We start from the raw sequence: 16,114 nt of genomic DNA on the forward strand, positions 1-16,114 counted from the left end.
CTTAGTAATACGACTGCTTTATTTCTTTATATAAAGAATTGAACTCGGCTAATTCTTCATTGATAAACGCATTTATCATAGCCCTGTACACTTTCTCTGCCACCACAGGGTTTAGACCGGATTCTTCAGCCAAAGTTCTCACTTTGGATATTACGGAGCTTACTCTGTCAGAAGCAACAACATCCTGCGCCGATTGTTTGAACCGGGTGGCTTGTGATACAAATTTACTACGTTTTGCAATCAATCCGACCAGTTCCGCATCTATTTTATCAATGTTCATCCTCACTTCGTCAAGAGAGCAATGCAGGGCTTCATTTTGTGATTTCATACCAAAACTGTTATGTATTTAACGTCAGGAACTTCAAAAACGTTTCCTTCGTTTTTCCGCTCTCTAACGATTCGCGTGCCTCAGCAATTGCATCCTCGAAAGAAAGTTGCGGATTTATAGTTTGTATTGCTGTTGCCGCATTTGCTATCACGGCATTTGCCTGAGCTTTGGTTGCCGTGTTACTGATAACGTTATCGAATATCTTTGAAGCATCTTCGGGAGTATTACCTCCATCCAGTTCCATCTCCAGGCAACGGTCAAATCCGACCTGTTCGGGAGTATAGATTTTCTCTTCAAATTTATTGATTATCTTGAAATCCCCTGTTAGTGAAATCTCATCGTATCCGTCTAAACCATGTACGATAGAATAATCAACATCGGTCTGTTGGTACATGTAGGAATACAACCGCGCCATTTTCAGGTTGAAAACACCCAATACCGTCCTTTTGGGTTTTATAGGGTTTACAACAGGCCCCAGCATGTTGAAGAATGTCCGTACTCCCAGGGCTTTGCGAACGGGCGCAACCACTTTCAGGGCATTGTTGAACAATGGGGCATGCATATAAGCGATATTGGTTTTATCAAGCGACTCTTCCAGCTTACTGACATCGGCGGTGAATTTAACTCCATGCTGTTCCATCACATTCGATGCGCCACTGACCGAGGTAGCTCCGTAGTTACCGTGTTTGGCTACTTTATATCCTGCTCCGGCTGTAACAAAACAGGCAAGAGTGGATATATTAAAGGTATTTTTGTTGTCGCCGCCTGTACCTACAATGTCTATCGGATTATATGCGGCCAGTGCATCTACATTTGCCCGCAAATCCAGCAGTGCATCTGCAAATCCGAGGAATTCGTCTACACTGATGCTCCGCATAAGGAATACGCTGATAAACGCGGCAATCTGGGATTCATTGTAGTTGCCTGCTGCCATATTGGTCAGTATTTCTTTTGCCTCGGTACGGTTGAGGTACTGATGTTCGAAAAGCCTGTTGAGTATCTGTTTCATAGAGTTGGCTCCTCCAACCTCCCCGGAGGGGAGGCTTTGACGAGGGTCTTTTTATATTATTTGTTATATTTGTTTTCTGACGCTAGTCCGAAAGTCCCCCTCCGGGGGATTAGGGGGCTACACTAATTTTTCCAATGTATCCGTTGTTTTGGCAATTTCTTCGTCGCTCAACTCATGGTTAGATAATTCTCCATCGAAATAACGGTCATAAGAAGCCATATCGATAAGTCCATGACCTGAGAGGTTGAACAGAATTGTTTTTTGCCTGCCCTCTTCTTTTGCTTTCAAGGCTTCCTGAATGGCTGCATAAATGGCATGCGATGATTCAGGGGCCGGAATTATACCTTCCGATTTAGCAAATAATATGGCGGCCTCGAATGTATCTAGCTGCTTCACATCCACAGCCTCTATATATCCGTCTTTTTTCAATTGGCTGACGATAGTTCCCGCTCCATGATAACGGAGTCCTCCGGCATGAATATTAGCGGGTGCAAAATTATGGCCTAAAGTGTACATCGGCAGAAGAGGGGTATATCCTACTTCATCCCCAAAGTCATACTCAAATTTACCACGGGTTAATTTCGGGCATGACGCTGGTTCTGCCGCCACAAGACGGATATCTTTTCCTTCGGTCAGTTTATGACGCAAGAATGGAAACGTAATTCCGGAGAAGTTAGAGCCACCTCCGAAACAACCGATTACTACATCCGGATATTCTCCTGCCATCTCCATTTGCTTTTCTGCCTCCAGACCGATGATGGTCTGGTGAAGCGATACATGATTCAATACACTGCCTAAGGTATATCTACAGTTTGGAGTATTTAAAGCCAATTCCACCGCTTCGGAGATAGCTGTTCCAAGGCTTCCCTGATAATTAGGGTTTTCTGTAATAATCTTACGTCCCGCTTTGGTACTCATGCTTGGCGATGCTATAACCTCCGCGCCATATGTCTGCATGATCGAACGACGGTAAGGTTTTTGGTGATAGCTTATCTTTACCATATAAACAGCCAGATCCAGACCAAAGTGATTTGCTGCGTATGATAAGGCGGCACCCCATTGCCCTGCGCCAGTTTCGGTTGTTATATTTGTTATCCCCTGCTCTTTACAGTAATATGCCTGTGCTATTGCCGAGTTTAGTTTGTGTGAGCCTACAGGGCTGACACTTTCATTCTTAAAATAGATATGAGCGGGAGTATCCAGCGCCTTTTCCAAACCATAGGCACGTACTAATGGTGTAGGGCGGTAATTTTTATATAATTCCCTTATTGGTTCAGGGATTTCTATCCAACGGTCGGTATCGTTTAATTCCTGTTTGGCAAGTTCTGTCGCGAATATTGGTTCTAAGTCACTTACTTCTAACGGTTTTTTTGTTCCCGGGTGAAGTGGCGGTAGCGGTTTGTTTTTCATATCCGCAACAATGTTATACCAGCTTCTGGGAATGTCGTTTTCGCTTAAAAGGATTTTCTTGTTCATGATTTTGTTAGTTAACGAGTTGACGAGTAAACAAGTAGACAAGTTTAAACTCATATCTTGTATCTTGTTTACCTGTATCTATAAATTAGTTATTTAAAAAATTTCTTACTATCGTTTCACCGGTTGGTGTCAGTACCGATTCGGGATGGAATTGGACCCCATGTATATCATATTCTTTATGACGGAGCGCCATTATCTGTCCGTTATCGTCTACCGCGGTAACTTCGATGCTTTCCGGTAAATCATTATTATCCACTATCCATGAATGATAACGCCCCACTTCCAGGGTTTTATCTAACCCGTTGAACAGGTAATCGGGCCTTATAACTTCTATTCTGGTGGCCACCCCATGATAAACATCTTCCAGATTGGACAGTTTCGCACCAAAGGCTTCTCCTATTGCCTGATGTCCCAAGCAAACACCAAGTATAGGTTTCTTTCCTGCATATTCTTTTATCAGAGGTAAAAGCAATCCGGCTTCGGACGGGATACCCGGCCCTGGAGAAAGTATTATCTTGTCATACTTTGCAATATCTTCCAAAGCAATTTTATCATTTCTATATACATCCACATCAGTAAAACCTAATTCTTTAACCAGATGAACAAGATTATATGTGAATGAGTCGTAGTTGTCGAAAATGAGGATTGGGCCCCTCCTAGCCTCCCCTAAGGGGAGGGATTGATTAGATGGCTTCATAATATATATTTTTTTCATTTTTCTGTGCTTGTCTTGAATTCCCCCTTCGGGGGATTTAGGGGGCTTAATTTTTTAATTCTACTGCTGCTTTCACAGCTTTGGCCAATGCTCCCAGTTTATTTTTTACTTCCATGACTTCTGTTTCAGGGTTCGATTTGGAAACTATTCCTCCTCCTGCCTGATAATAAAGTGTACTGTTACGGCTAAGGAAAGTACGGATAGTAATGGCCTGATTGAGGTCGCCATTGAATCCGATATACCCGATACAGCCTCCATAAACACCACGCATTTGCTTTTCTATGTCGCGTATCAGTTGCATAGCTCTTACCTTAGGCGCACCGGATAGTGTTCCTGCGGGAAAAGTGTCTGCAAAAACAGAAATGTTATTCCTGTCATTGTCTACTATACCGCTCACACGAGAAACCAGATGGATAACATGTGAATAGAACTGTACATTTTTATAGAAATCCACTTTTACATCGTGGCAATTACGGCTGAGGTCGTTGCGGGCAAGATCGACGAGCATGACGTGTTCGGCATTTTCCTTTTCGTCTTTGAGTAAATTCTCGGACAGAATGCGGTCTTTCTCATCATCTCCTGTACGGAAATAAGTACCGGCAATAGGGTCTATATATGCTTTCCCTTTTGTTATTTTGCAGTGTGTCTCGGGTGAAGAACCGAAGATTCGGAAAGAACCGAAATCGAAGTAAAATAAATATGGGGAAGGATTAATGGAACGCAAGGAACGATATACTTTAAAGTCATCTCCTGCAAATTTCTGCGTAAAGCAACGTGAAAGGACAATCTGGAACACATCCCCCCGTTTGCAATGGGCAATTCCTTTCCGTATCATTTCCTGATGTTGTTCGTCCGTAATCATCGATTGCTCAGAACCTATGGCCTCGAAATTGTATGACGCTATGTTATTATTCATTACAATAGCTTCTAGCTCAAGCGTCTTTTCTTCTGTTCCTTCCACAACATTCTCGACGATGGTCAATTCATTTTTCAGATGATTGATGACGAGGATAAAGCGATACAGAATATAGTAAAACTCAGGAATATCGGCATTGTTTAATTTATTATTAATAGGGTCGACGGCCTCAAAATATCGAATTGCATCGTATGATGTATAACCGAAGAATCCGTTTATATTTGTCTTGTTTTCACCCTGCACATCAAACTGACCTATAAAATCGTGGAATTTATCTGTTAGTTTTTGTCCCTCAGATAACGTTTCCTGTTTGGTTGTATTGTCAGGGTATGTATAGGTTATTTCATTATTGTCTACCTTGAAACGGGCAATAGGACTAATCCCAATGAATGAAAAACTGTTTTCTCCTCCGTGATAGTCGGAGCTTTCGAGTAAAGCCGATTCTGGATATATATCTCTAACTTTTAGGTATATGCCGACGGGAGTTTGTAAATCGGCGAGGAGATTTTTGGTTTTGACTTGTATGTTGTATTTCATTCCTTTATTTTTTGTAGTTTATATACGTTTCCATATCCTTATCGCCACGTCCTGAGAGACAAAGCACAACAACATCTTCTGCTTTAAATTTCATCTTATCCAAAGCTCCTAATGCATGAGCCGATTCTATTGCAGGAATGATTCCTTCCAGTCTTGTCAGTTCAAAGGCTGCCTGCATCGCTTCGTCGTCGGTTACGGCTAATACTTCCGAACGCCCTGTCTGAGCCATATGCGCATGTATAGGGCCGATGCCCGGATAATCGAGTCCGGCGGAAATGGAATAAGGCTCTTCGATCTGTCCGTCTTCCGATTGCATTATCAGCGTTTTACAACCATGTATGATACCTAGCTTTCCTAAATGGATAGTAGCGGCCGACTCACCCGAATCTATACCTTTACCGGCTGCCTCGGAGAGTACGATTTTTACATCGGGTTCATCTATAAAATGGTAGATTGTCCCTGCGGCATTGCTGCCCCCGCCAACGCATGCCATTACATAATCGGGTGCTTCGCGGCCTTCTTTTTCAAGCAATTGCTTGCGGATTTCTTCACTGATAACAGATTGCAAACGTGCAACCATATCGGGATAAGGGTGAGGGCCTATGGTAGAACCTATCACGTAATATGTGTTTGATGGATTGGAACACCAGTCGCGGATAGCTTCATTTGTAGCATCTTTCAGAGTCATGTTGCCACTGGTAACAGGTACTACCTTTGCTCCCAGCATTTCCATTTTCTGCACATTCAGTTTTTGACGTTCTACATCCGTAGCTCCCATATACACAATGCATTCCAGATTCATCAGCGCACATACTGTTGCAGTAGCTACACCATGTTGTCCGGCCCCGGTTTCCGCAATGATACGGGTTTTGCCCATACGTTTCGCGATCAGGATTTGTCCTATTGCATTGTTTATTTTATGTGAACCTGTGTGGTTAAGGTCTTCACGCTTCAGGTATATTTTACAGCCATGTTTTTGGGAGAGTCTTTCTGCAAGGAAAAGAGGAGAGGGGCGACCTGCGTAGTCTCTGAGCAAATCTTCATATTCTTTACGGAAAGAGGGATCATCTATAATCTCCAAATATGAATTCTTTAGTGTTTCCACATTGTCGTAAAGTATTTCGGGGATATAAGCTCCTCCGAAATCTCCATAAAAACCATTTGAGTCAACTGTAAAATTTTTCATTATATATTGTTTTATTTTTCTTGTCATAAAAAAAGCCTATCGTGAGTTACGACAGGCTTTGTATCTTTATAAATTTTCATTTTAATACATACCGGATTAGCTCACGACTTTTTGAGTTGAGAGTGCCACCACCAATATGCATTTGTTGATTGAAAATTCATTCTACTTTCTTTTTGTTTTTGCAAAGATATAAAAAAAATGAAACGAACAAATAATCATTTATATTTTTTATCTTAGATGATTATTTAAAACTTCAAAAAACGGAAACCATGCGCTTTTTAATTATTGCCCAATTATTTCTTTTTTCATTATTTATCCAATCCCAGAATATACCGTTAAAATTTAATCAAAACGGAAATTTTAAGATAATACAGTTTACCGACATTCATTATCAAAAAAAGAATCCGGCTTCTGCAGTTGCCATTGAGCTGATAAATGAAGTGTTAGATACAGAGAAGCCTGATCTGGTTGTTTTTACAGGGGATATTATTTATGCAAAACCTGTGACAGAGGGGCTTGATGATATTTTTAACCCCGTTATAGAAAGAAAGATTCCGTGGGCATATATTTTCGGAAATCACGATGATGAACATGGAATGTCCCGGGCAGAACTAATGGATTATGCGGAAAATAAACCTTTCTGCTTAGCCCAAGCCGGAGATAAATCATTGAAGGGTGTGGGCAATTATATACTGGAAGTGAAGTCCTCGCAGGAAAGCAAGAATAGTGCAATCCTTTATTTCTTCGATTCAGGAGCATATACACCTATAAAAGGTTTGGGTACTTACGATTGGTTTGCCGCTAATCAGATAGAATGGTATAGTAATCAAAGTGCCGCATATACAAAAGAGAACGGAGGAGTTCCTTATCCTGCACTGGCCTTTTTCCATATCCCGTTAGCTGAATATCCTCAGATGAAAGCTGAAAAATATGATCAGCTAATAGGGAGTAAAGATGAGAAAGAATGTAATGGGAAACTGAATACCGGTATGTTTGCAGCTATGCGTCAGGCAGGAGATGTAATGGGTACATTTGTAGGTCACGACCATGATAATGATTACATCGGTAATTACCATGATATATATCTTGCATATGGCCGTTTCTCAGGAGGAAATACTGAGTATAATAATCTAGGAAAGAACGGATGCCGTGTGATAGAGCTAAAGGAAGGTAAACGGGAATTTTCTACATATATCCGTCTGTTGGGTGGAGAGATATTGTATCCGGTAGAGTACCCGAAAACATTCTCCAATAAGTAATTTCCGATTTACAATAGCTTAAAGGTATAGCCCTGTTCTTTCAGCCATTCGATGCTGCGGGGCAGGGCATATTTCATATTCTTCTCGGCTTTTAACGAATCGTGGAATACTATTATAGAGCCGTCGCGGGTATATTTCTTTACATTTTCCAATACATTTTCTGGAGTCATTCGTTTACTGTAATCCCGTGTGACGACATCCCACATAACGATTTTGTAGTATCTGCGTAATGTGAAGAACTGCGGTATCCTCATATGCCCGTGAGGAGGGCGAAACAGATCTGATTCAATGTATTCCGATGCCAGCTTCGTATTTTCCAGATATCTCTTCGAGAACTTTCTGATACCCTGTATATGATTGAAAGTATGGTTGCCTACGCGGTGCCCACGGTCGATTACCATCTTATAGATGTCCGGATACTTTCTTACATTATCTCCCACACAGAAAAAAGTAGCCTTGATATCGTACTTATCCAGCAGGTCGAGTACCCACGGCGTGATTTCGGGTATAGGCCCGTCGTCAAACGTGAGATATATTGTCTTTTGACCTTCAACAGGTTTTCTCCAAAATGCTCCGGGAAAGAGCATACGGTATATAAATGGCGGTTGTTCTATAAACATGACGAACGTATAAATAAAGGATTTTCGGGATATGTTCCGAAAATCCTTTATTTACCTTATTTTATTTGCTATAATATTTTTGTAAAAGCTCAGGTTTATATTTCTGCATCATTCCTCCGATACGTTCTATCTTAGTTTCCGCATCTTTGCGAAGAGCAGTGTCGCTTTCGACCATATATAAGCCTCTCATCGAAATGCGCATCAGATAGTCGAGCGGATGGCTTCTGTCGCTAAAGCTAACCCGGTTGCTCATAAACAGTTCGGCGTTGGCTACTACTTTTTCCAGATATGCTTCGTATCTTGCCTTGTCGTAACGTTGGTATGTATCTAATATCTGGATTTCGGTATTCACCAAGTCTCTGATATCGGAGGTGCAATTTATCATAAGATCCTGTTTCATACTAGCATACCATTGCAGGTTGCCATCTACTCTGTACAGGATTTCATCAATAACTTTCTGAGCCTTTTCCGGTTGCCCGAGTTCATAATATGCATCGGCAAATGAAACCGATTCCCCTCCGCGAGGAACTGTATTGGCCGGAATTGCTTCCATACATCTATCCAGGGCCTGTATAGCTTTGTCTTTCTTTCCTTCCATCAACAGGGCTGTAACCAGACGATCAAACATCAGGCGGAATGTACGGCACATGCGAAGGTTGTTTTCATCCAGATACACTTTCGGATTTTCAATACCTCCCCATTTATATTTATTTACCATATTGTCGAACATCACATCGGTATTTACTCCTGTGCTGTCTACAATACCCGGTGTGATACGGTAATTGATACCTTCCAGCATCGACTGGGTAGTTAATCTTAATGGTGGTTCACCGATGGTTACGGCATAGTATATAGGGCGTTTCCAGTCATCTTTATTGATATTATAAAGCATGTCTATAATCATCATTTCCTGACGATATATACCGCCCTTATTATCTCCCAGATTGAAAATAAATTCAGGTTTTGGTCTTGTACCCAATGCATTCCAGTCTACTTTCGATTCATCGATTGACATTCTGAAAATACTTGAAGGAACTATTATTCCATTCTCAACATACGGATTGCGCGGAGCATAGTTATCCATCGTTTTCAATATATTAAGCACATCGCTCACTTCCATAGTGTCTTTGAATGCCTGAGTATCGTAATAGTCTGCATAGTTGACTCTTCCCGCCCATGCTGAAGACTCTTTCGTATTCTGCAAATCACGCGCCAACAGGCGTTCTATATCACGTTTGGTGAATACATAAGCCGATTGTCCTTTATCTCCATGATAGCGGTCTTCCTCCCATTCTATTGGCAGAGGGGAAGAATCGTATGCCTGACGGCGCATCTGATCCACATACCAGTCGGTTTGCAGGTAACTTAAGTTACATACACGCACATCGGTGCGGAATCCTTCCACTTCCTGAGCATACCACAGTGGGAATGTATCGTTATCCCCCATCGAGAACAAGATACTGTTTGGTTCGCAACCACGCAGGTAATTCATCCCGAAGTCACGCATCGTGTATCTGTCCGAACGGTCATGATCGTCCCAGTTTTGTCCCGCCATTTGTATAGGAACCAATACGGTAACTACAGTTGCTATGGCGGCGGCCGGAGTCTCCGGTAATACTTTCTTCAACAGGCGCCAGATAAATGCAACCCCAAATCCTATCCAGATACAGAACGCATAGAACGAGCCGGCATATGCATAGTCACGCTCACGCGGTTCGAACGGTTGCTGGTTGAGATATATGATAATGGCCATACCTGTCATAAAGAACAGCATAAATGTAACAAGGAATTGCTGCTCGCCTTTTTTTCCTCTTGTCAATTGGAATGCTATACCCAGAATACCGAGTATAAGAGGCAGCATATAGTATTTGTTATGACCTTTGTTTTCTGCTATATCGGGAGGCAGGTTGCCTTGAGGGCCACGCCCGAGTAATTCATCCACAAAGCTAATGCCTGTAATCCAGTTTCCATTACTAGGCCCACCTTGTCCCTGAACGTCATTCTGGCGTCCTGAGAAGTTCCACATAAAATAGCGGAAGTACATAAAATCCAACTGATAATCGAAGAAGAATTTCATGTTTTCGAACATTGTCGGAGGTACGGAAGTATCTTTTATGTCGGCCCATATCTGATAACCGAGCAGATGCCTGTCTTCGGTAGAGTACATACGTGGCAGCAACATTGTATTGGTATAACCGTATGTGGGAATAGTGCCTGTCACTATATACTCGTCTTTTTGATCCGGTGATTTTTTTACGACTTTATCGAAGCTTTGCTTTTCACTCACCGGTGGTTCAAGACGGCCATTCGCATCTCTTTTTTCGGAAGAAGCATATGTCTTGCCATAAAATAATGGTCTGTCGCCATATTGTTCACGGTTGAGGTAACTGGCCAGTGTAAATACGTTTTCCGGAGAGTTCTGATCCATCGGCGTATTGGCAATGGAACGGATAGGGATAAGTGCAAACGATGAATATCCTATCAAGATTACCATCAGGCAAAGTATGGTCGTATTCAGAAATCTGAAACTGATTTTCTTGTAAAGAACAAAGAATGCTATAAGCCCGCCAAGCAATGCGATCCATAGGAGGATGTTGTCTCCGATGAAAGTAACACCGCTTAGGGCCATACAGATTACAAATGCTACTTTTGCCCTGTTGAGGTTGCCTTTAGCCGAAAGGGTTTCATAAAGTCCCCATATAATGGATATAACTATTAGCAATATATATGTAAGAGCTCCTGTGTTGTAAGACAAACCAAATCCGTTTACGAATAGTTTTTCAAACCAACCGCCTACTTTGGTAAAGCCCGGTATGATACCATACATCAGTATTACCACCAGAAACAGAGAGCCGGCCAAAGCTATTAATGTACCTTTAAGGTTTACATTTTTCGATTTCTTAAAGTAATATACCAGTACAATAGCAGGGATACACAGCAGGTTAAGCAAATGGACACCGATAGACAATCCCATAGCATAAGCTATAATTACCAGCCATTTGTCGGAACCTTCCTTATCCGCTCTGTTTTCCCATTTCAGTATCAACCAGAAAACCAGTGCGGTAAACATAGATGAATAAGCATAAACTTCTCCTTCCACAGCCGAAAACCAGAATGTATCGGTAAACGTATATGTCAGAGCCCCGATAAGACCGCAACCGATGATAGCGATAAGCTGACCAAGAGTCATTTCCTGTTCGGTATCGCTATATATAAGCTTTTTGGCTAAATGTGTTATAGTCCAGAAAAGGAACAGGATAGTAGCAGCACTTAGCAATGCCGACATACTGTTTACCATCATTGCCACCTGTGATGTATCGGAAGCAAACAATGTAAAGAACTTACCTGTAAGCATAAAGAAAGGTGCGCCAGGAGGGTGTCCCACCTCTAATTTAAAGGCAGACGTGATAAACTCGCCACAGTCCCAGAAGCTGGCTGTAGGTTCGATGGTCATTAAATAAACAATAGCGGCCACAGCAAAACTGAACCAACCAAAGACGTTGTTTATCAGGTTATATCTCTTCATAGTTGAAACTGGTATATGATAATAATCGTTTATTAAACGGTTGTTTTTTATACATTTGGGTGCAAAGATAGTTAAAACACTGAAAGTATTGATTAGGCGTGCTTTGTTTTTGTTTGTCAAATTAAAAAACTTCTTAAAAAAAGGATAAGTTGCATAAGATGGGATATGGATTACTTTCATTATATTTGATGAATAATAAACCCCGTTTTTATGAAAAAGCATTTATTGGTAATATTAATGCTGGCTTCTTTAGGTTGTTTTGGCCAACAAGACATAGCTGTTTCTGTAAAAATGAGAACGGTAGACGTATTATCATCTTCTAATAAAGTGCCGGATTTTAGGTATTTATCTCATGAAAAGATCTTACTAGTAGGATACGCTGAAACGAAAAGGATAAAAGTAAAAAATCTACCCAAGCCTGTATTTGTTATTGATGGTCTGGTAATGGATAATGATAGCGTTTGCAGAGTAGATCCAAATACAATCAAATCGATATCTATAATAAAAAAGGAACAGGCTGGTATAGCTGGTTTGCTTTTTAAGGATTATGTAATAATCACAACCAACTTTAATGAAAAAGAAACTTTGGAAGGCTTAAAAGAATATGAGGTTATTGTTTTCGATGCAGGTTACGAGGCATTTTTAGCCATACAAAAGCCAATAGAGTTTTATTCCCCGTTTACACTAAAGGCGAGAAATGCAGTTATGACTTCGGAATGGAATACCCGGTGTAGCCTTCCGTCTATTTATGATTCTCGTATTTATGAGAGTAAGGTAGATTATAATTCAGAAATCGAGTATAATATGGAGGTCGAGTATAAGTTATATATGTTCTTTAAATATATGGAGAAGGAATATAATATTTCGTTAGCAGGAACAATGCTATAAATAAATGTTGGATTACATTAGTCGTTTTTGAGTCGTCTACACTCCTCGATTGTTAATTCGAGACTCGGCATAATCAAAATAAATTTTGTTTCTGCCCTCGCTACTTAAAACGTTCATTTTATATATATATAAGAGGGTTGTCAAAATTTATTGATACACCCTCGTTTATTTTCATTATTCGGCCAGCACTTTTTCTTCTTCCAGTCCTTCATGCTCCGATATAATCTTTCGCCAGGTATCAGGAATAGGCATCGATGCCTGTGTGTGCGCATCGTATGTTACGAAAACAGATTTGCAACGGCATTTCACTTCTCCGTTTTTTACATTTCTTATCTGTTGGAGAAATACTCCGCTTTTATCTCCCAATTTGGTGACTTTCGAGTCTACAACTATATTTTCTCTGTAGTATACAGGGGAAAGGAAATCGACTTCGATATGAGCGACCACAATCAGGCCGTCTGTCCAGCTGATATCGGATTTTCCTTTTATTGTCTCGAAATATGTAGTCTTGCCGAGGTCGAAATAACTGAAGTATACATTGTTGTTGATATGCCCTAAAGCATCTATGTCACTGAAGCGGATTTGAATAGGAAGCGTTTCTTTAAACGTTTCGGGTTTTATTTCTTTCATTTTAATTTATCTGAATATGATATCATTTACTACATGCATACCCGCATGTTCATTCAATTTAGTTATAAGCCTGTCTTTTGCCATCATTAATTCGGAACGGAGAACGGATGAACTCAAAGACACATAAAGAACACCGTTTCGCAGGTAAATGTTTGTCGTATATGAATTAATCATCTTGCCAAGCAATCTCGGCCAGCCTGTAACAGCCCTGCTTTCGGCTAATTTTCTCTTTATAAATTGATTTTCCTCAAAATACTGCCTTAGCACTTCCCCTATACTTTCCGTATTCCGTTTTCTCATAGCGCAATATTCTTTTGGATTACTTCGCCTTTTTCTACTTCATACAGATGATAGTTGCTGTTTGTGCGTGAGAGTATTTCATCCAGATGCTCACGATTAGTGTCGGTTACGAATATCTGCCCGAAATCTTTATCCAGTACCAGTTTAATAATCTGCTCCACCCGGGACGAATCCAGTTTGTCGAAAATATCATCCAGCAATAATACAGGAGTAGTCTCAGTGGCTTTGTGCAGGAAGTCGAACTGCGCCAGCTTCAATGCCACTACATACGTTTTATTCTGTCCCTGCGAACCAACACGCTTAATAGAATAGCCGTCCATCTGCATATCCAGATCATCTTTATGTATGCCGGCAGTTGTATAACCTAAAATTTTATCCCTCTGCCTTCTTGATTTAAGCAATTCCGGGAAATCGGGATTTTCGAAATGGGATTCGTATTTCAGCTCCACCTTCTCGTTCGAAGAACAGATAAAATCATAAAACTTCTGGAATGTAGGAATAAATTTATCGATAAAATCCTTCCTCTTCCTATAGATAATCTTTCCCTCATTGGCCAGTTGCTCGTCCCAAAGGCCGAGAAGGGTATCGTCGACCGGGGCATCCACTTTCAGCAACGCATTCCTCTGTTGCAGAGCCTTGTTGTACCGGATAAGCGAGTACAGGTATTCTTTATCGAATTGAGAAAGGAACAAATCCATAAACTTGCGTCGCTCGTCGCTACCTCCGTTTATCAGTTCGGTGTCGGAAGGCGAAACCATTACCAACGGCAATAAACCGATATGGTCCGACAACCGTTCGTATTCTTTCTTATTTCGTTTGAATTGTTTTTTTTGTTTTCTGCGCAGGCTGCAAAAGAATTCTTCCTGTTTATCTCCGATTTCATACCAGCCTTGTATAACAGCAAATTCTGCATCGTGCAGTATATTCTGAGAGTCGATAGGGTTGTTGTGACTTTTGCTGAACGACAGATAGTAGATCGCATCCAACAGATTGGTTTTTCCCATACCGTTACTTCCCAGGAAACAATTTATCTTGGGCGACAGAGTAAGCTCGGCTTGCTCTATATTCTTATAGTTAAGTATGGATAAACGCTCTAATATCATGCATGCAAAAAATAATGGTTTTGCAAAAGTACAATTTTTTGCCGGAGGAGACAGCTTTTAAAGATAAGTAATTAGGGCAAACACACGAAAATTACTCTTTTTAAAAAAGTTTATCTATATGTAGAAGCTTTTAGCCGTTAGCTAATAGCTGTTAGTTCTTTGATGTATTGATAGGCCCTTCCAACCTCCCCTCGGGGTAGGGCTGTTAAGTTCTATTTTTTTATACCCTCTGTGCCATGTTGAACGGAGTGAAACATCTCGTTTTTCAGGCGGGATCTTTCGTTCCACTCAGGATGACAGCAGAAAATAACAGAACAAAGTAGAGAACTTAACAGCCCTAGCCCTAGCGGAGAATACAGAGAGAGTAAAAAATAATAGGTAGAAAAAGTGTTACCTTTGTTACCTTTTAACCAAATATAGTTAAAAGATATAGAAACAACAGGATGAAAGCAATGAAAAAAGTGTCAGATGTGTCAGGTTTTAACAATACATGGTTAACTGATGTGAAAAAAATGAATGATTATAGTTGCCAATTTCCCTTTACTCTAAATTCGTAACTATATATTCGCATATCTCTTTATTTTTTTATTCTTTTGTGATTTTATAGAATATTCACCGACTAACAAGGTAGAGTAATTTAAGCAAATTAATATAGATCAGAATGATGTATCTTGAAACGCAGGATATCGTAAAACAGTACGGAGACTATACCGCCCTTAACGGAGTAAGTGTGCAGGTACCCAAAGGCTGTATTTATGGATTACTGGGGCCGAATGGGGCCGGCAAATCGTCTCTTATTCGCATAATAAACAGAATAACAGCTCCCGATCAGGGAAAAGTCTTTATCAATGGCAGGGAATCTGTTGCCGATGACATTTTTAATATAGGTTACCTCCCCGAAGAAAGAGGCCTGTATAAGAAGATGAAAGTAGGGGAGCATATTATTTTCCTCGCCCGCCTGAGAGGTCTGTCAGTTGAAGATGCGCATGAGAAAACCCAGCATTGGCTTCGCAAGTTCGATATTCTGTCATGGGAAAACAAAAAGGTAGAAGAGTTATCGAAAGGGATGCAGCAAAAAATACAGTTCATTGCCACTGTAATACACGAACCTGAATTGTATATCCTTGACGAACCTTTCAGCGGATTCGACCCGGTAAACGCAGAGTTGCTTAAAAATGAACTTCTGGAGTTGAAAGCAAAGGGTAAAACCATTATACTGTCTACCCACAATATGGAATCGGTAGAAGCGCTTTGTGACGAAATATCCCTGATCAATAAATCGAAAGTTGTATTGCAGGGCAATGTGAAAGAGATACGCGCGCAATATAGAAAACATATTTTCAGACTCAATGTATCAGGCGATAGCTTCGATATGGAATCTGCCCATTTTACCATATTGTCACAGTCTGTTGATAAAAGCTCAGTGGAAGTACGCATCCAGCGAAATGACGAAGCGTCCAACTCTGATCTGCTACAGGAAGTTGCCCGGAAATATGAGATCATTTCTTTTGAGGAAGAATTACCTTCTATGAATGATATTTTTATTCAAGCAGTAAGCAATAGATGAAGTTTAACAATATACTATCAAATCTAACCTACGATTGTTGTTTTGCAACAAAAG

14 protein-coding genes are annotated in these 16,114 nt (G+C 40.7%); 3 read left to right on the forward strand and 11 right to left on the reverse strand.

Annotated elements, in window-relative coordinates; translation table 11 throughout:
- Position 1: 1 nt before the first annotated feature.
- The 6 genes from QZL88_RS14000 to trpB form a co-directional block, all read right to left on the reverse strand.
- Complete coding sequence (locus QZL88_RS14000) at positions 2 to 328, reverse strand: chorismate mutase (protein WP_296942045.1); 327 nt, start codon at positions 326 to 328, stop codon at positions 2 to 4.
- 10 nt (positions 329 to 338) lie between these two features.
- Positions 339 to 1,337 (reverse strand): anthranilate phosphoribosyltransferase, encoded by a 999-nt coding sequence (trpD, locus tag QZL88_RS14005; protein ID WP_296942047.1) that lies wholly within the window; start codon positions 1,335 to 1,337, stop codon positions 339 to 341.
- A gap of 117 nt (positions 1,338 to 1,454) precedes the next feature.
- The gene (locus QZL88_RS14010) at positions 1,455 to 2,816 is read right to left on the reverse strand and encodes a TrpB-like pyridoxal phosphate-dependent enzyme (protein ID WP_296945081.1); all 1,362 of its coding nucleotides are present in this window, start codon (positions 2,814 to 2,816) and stop codon (positions 1,455 to 1,457) included.
- Positions 2,817 to 2,898: 82 nt separating this feature from the next.
- Entirely contained in the window at positions 2,899 to 3,510 is a 612-nt protein-coding gene (locus QZL88_RS14015; protein WP_296942049.1) for an aminodeoxychorismate/anthranilate synthase component II, read from the reverse strand.
- A gap of 64 nt (positions 3,511 to 3,574) precedes the next feature.
- A complete protein-coding gene (locus tag QZL88_RS14020; RefSeq protein ID WP_296942051.1) occupies positions 3,575 to 4,981 on the reverse strand; it encodes an anthranilate synthase component I family protein in 1,407 nt (468 codons plus the stop codon).
- Positions 4,982 to 4,985: 4 nt separating this feature from the next.
- The gene (trpB, locus tag QZL88_RS14025) at positions 4,986 to 6,167 is read right to left on the reverse strand and encodes a tryptophan synthase subunit beta (protein WP_296942053.1); all 1,182 of its coding nucleotides are present in this window, start codon (positions 6,165 to 6,167) and stop codon (positions 4,986 to 4,988) included.
- A gap of 269 nt (positions 6,168 to 6,436) precedes the next feature.
- Here trpB and QZL88_RS14030 point away from each other — a divergent pair, with 269 nt between their 5' ends.
- Positions 6,437 to 7,426: a metallophosphoesterase family protein gene (locus tag QZL88_RS14030; protein WP_296942054.1), complete on the forward strand. Its 990-nt coding sequence runs from the start codon at positions 6,437 to 6,439 to the stop codon at positions 7,424 to 7,426.
- 8 nt (positions 7,427 to 7,434) lie between these two features.
- Here QZL88_RS14030 and QZL88_RS14035 read toward each other — a convergent pair whose 3' ends face one another.
- Together QZL88_RS14035 and QZL88_RS14040 are read right to left on the reverse strand one after the other, a co-directional pair.
- Positions 7,435 to 8,046 carry a polysaccharide deacetylase family protein gene (locus QZL88_RS14035; RefSeq protein ID WP_296942056.1) on the reverse strand — a complete coding sequence of 204 codons (612 nt, stop codon included), beginning with the start codon at positions 8,044 to 8,046 and terminating at the stop codon, positions 7,435 to 7,437.
- A gap of 61 nt (positions 8,047 to 8,107) precedes the next feature.
- Positions 8,108 to 11,572, reverse strand: a complete 3,465-nt coding sequence (locus QZL88_RS14040; RefSeq protein WP_296942058.1) for a DUF2723 domain-containing protein — start codon at positions 11,570 to 11,572, stop codon at positions 8,108 to 8,110.
- Positions 11,573 to 11,782: 210 nt separating this feature from the next.
- Between QZL88_RS14040 and QZL88_RS14045 the strand changes: the two genes are divergently transcribed.
- A complete protein-coding gene (locus QZL88_RS14045) occupies positions 11,783 to 12,460 on the forward strand; it encodes a DUF6146 family protein (RefSeq protein WP_296942060.1) in 678 nt (225 codons plus the stop codon).
- A 174-nt stretch (positions 12,461 to 12,634) separates the two neighbouring features.
- Here QZL88_RS14045 and QZL88_RS14050 read toward each other — a convergent pair whose 3' ends face one another.
- Genes QZL88_RS14050 through QZL88_RS14060 form a run of 3 tightly spaced genes read right to left on the reverse strand, consistent with a single transcriptional unit; the run spans position 12,635 to position 14,493 of the window.
- A complete protein-coding gene (locus QZL88_RS14050) occupies positions 12,635 to 13,090 on the reverse strand; it encodes a thioesterase family protein (protein WP_296942062.1) in 456 nt (151 codons plus the stop codon).
- Positions 13,091 to 13,096: 6 nt separating this feature from the next.
- Positions 13,097 to 13,390: a DUF721 domain-containing protein gene (locus QZL88_RS14055; protein ID WP_006801155.1), complete on the reverse strand. Its 294-nt coding sequence runs from the start codon at positions 13,388 to 13,390 to the stop codon at positions 13,097 to 13,099.
- Positions 13,387 to 14,493, reverse strand: coding sequence for a DNA replication/repair protein RecF (locus QZL88_RS14060; protein WP_006801154.1), 1,107 nt, complete (start codon positions 14,491 to 14,493; stop codon positions 13,387 to 13,389). Before QZL88_RS14060 ends, QZL88_RS14055 begins: the two co-directional genes overlap by 4 nt.
- A gap of 661 nt (positions 14,494 to 15,154) precedes the next feature.
- On the opposite strand from QZL88_RS14060, the gene QZL88_RS14065 reads away from it, so the two are divergent.
- The gene (locus tag QZL88_RS14065) at positions 15,155 to 16,060 is read left to right on the forward strand and encodes an ATP-binding cassette domain-containing protein (RefSeq protein ID WP_296942065.1); all 906 of its coding nucleotides are present in this window, start codon (positions 15,155 to 15,157) and stop codon (positions 16,058 to 16,060) included.
- Positions 16,061 to 16,114: the final 54 nt, after the last annotated feature.

This window comes from uncultured Dysgonomonas sp., assembly GCF_900079725.1.
Taxonomy (GTDB): Bacteria; Bacteroidota; Bacteroidia; order Bacteroidales; family Dysgonomonadaceae; genus Dysgonomonas.